Raw genomic sequence first — 221 nt, 5'->3', positions numbered from 1 at the left:
CATGACATAAGCCTGATCCCGAGCAGAGTCAAGATCAAGTCTTGTTCTTCCTGGCCGCCACTGATTATCTATTGTTAGAGGGTTATTGGTCCTCGACCGGCGCTGCCGGCGCCCTCGACACAACGCAGTCGGGTAGCGACGGCGCATTGCTGCGCCGCCGCCCCCTCAGAACCGTGCGTGCAACTCGTCGCGGCACACGGCTCAAGCAAGCCACTCGGGCG

The 221-nt window shown here is 61.5% G+C and carries 1 protein-coding gene; it reads left to right on the top strand.

Annotated elements, in window-relative coordinates; all coding sequences use genetic code 11:
* Window positions 1-41 precede the first annotated feature (41 nt).
* The coding region (locus IH26_RS62530) for a hypothetical protein (RefSeq protein WP_211268951.1) at window positions 42-221 on the top strand (180 nt) is incomplete at its 3' end.

This window comes from Actinoplanes subtropicus (assembly GCF_000721705.1).
In the GTDB taxonomy this organism is placed as follows: Bacteria; Actinomycetota; Actinomycetes; order Mycobacteriales; family Micromonosporaceae; genus Actinoplanes; species Actinoplanes subtropicus.
This window is presented reverse-complemented; position numbering and strand designations above follow the sequence as displayed.